The organism is Kitasatospora sp. NPDC001159, from assembly GCF_053598235.1.
The window spans coordinates 1-1,209 of the sequence record NZ_JBSFJV010000292.1; the positions used below are offsets into that span (position 1 = coordinate 1).

Annotated in this window: 1 pseudogene; it reads left to right on the top strand. The window is 66.3% G+C overall.

What is annotated here, in order from left to right:
* Window positions 1-1,033, top strand: a pseudogene (locus ACWC9T_RS41950) (hypothetical protein); the annotation flags it as partial.
* Window positions 1,034-1,209: the final 176 nt, after the last annotated feature.

A 1,209-nucleotide genomic window follows, 5' to 3' on the forward strand; every position in this document is an offset into this window, starting at 1 on the left:
TTGGTGCTGGTCATCAGGGGTGGAACTCCTACTCGGGCCCTCTCAGGCTAACCCGACAAAGCGGGATGTCTCACCCAAGGCTGACAGAGAGGGGCACGGACTGGTACCGCGGCTCACGAAGCTGCCGTGGATCCCTAGTGAACAGCCCCCGGGCTGGGTCAACGACGAGGTCCGCCCCTATCTCGCCGCGCACGCATACCTGCTGGGCTCCTTCAACGAATTCCACCGACTCGGCAGCTTCCAGAGACTCACCCTGTCCTGGCGGGTCTTCGGACGCGGCCTGGTGACCAGCGAGATCGCCCGCATCCGCGCAGTCCTCGCGTCCTGGGGCTATCAACTGGGGCGGGACGACGACACGCTGCTGCCGATGGTCGTCTGCCAGCTGCTTCTCCTCAATCGGAGCCCGCATCTGGAGCGTCTCGACACCTCGCTGTTCGACCGGGTCCGGCGCGAGAAGATGCTGGCCGGCTCACAGCGCTACACCCTGCACGCCACACAGCGGGCGGTTGCCGAACTCGGATTCTGTGATCCTCCGCAGCCCATCACCGGCCGCCAGTCGGCACGGGCGACCGGCGGCGCGAAGACGTGGGAACAATGGGTCGATCGCTGGTACGCCACCTCTACTCTCACCCCGGGCGTCCGCGGCGCCATGCGCTCCGCCCTCCTCAGGGTGGGCCGGGGGATAGCCGCGGAACAGCCCGACGCTGCTGACCCGACATACTGGACGAGGCAGACCTGCGCGACCTGGATCGCGGCCGTGGACCGGATGAGGGTCGGTGACTACGTTCAGCGAACGGCTGGCCTGGGAGACCGCCTCGGCAAGCCGCTCGAAGCGGCGACCAAGGCCGGGCAGATCACCGCGCTGCGGACGTTTTTCAGGGACTGCCAGGAATGGGAGTGGCTGCCCCGCAGCTTCGACCCACTGCGCGCGCTGGCGATCCCTCGCAGCATCACAGCCCTCCTCGGCCCCGACCCGCGGGTGATCGCCGATGAGAGCCTGATCACTAGCCATGCGGACCGCTGGATCGGGTGATCATTGTGGGGCGAAGGCATAGAAGGAGGACCTCCTGGTAGCTCGAGAGGTGTCAACGCAACTCGATCGCCAGAAGGTCCTGTGTCGCAGTTCTACCGCGAGTCCCGCACTGGCTTCAACTTCGCTGCCTCAGCGTGTCGTTGTGCCGCTCACCTGTACGGTTCCGCACACGAGTA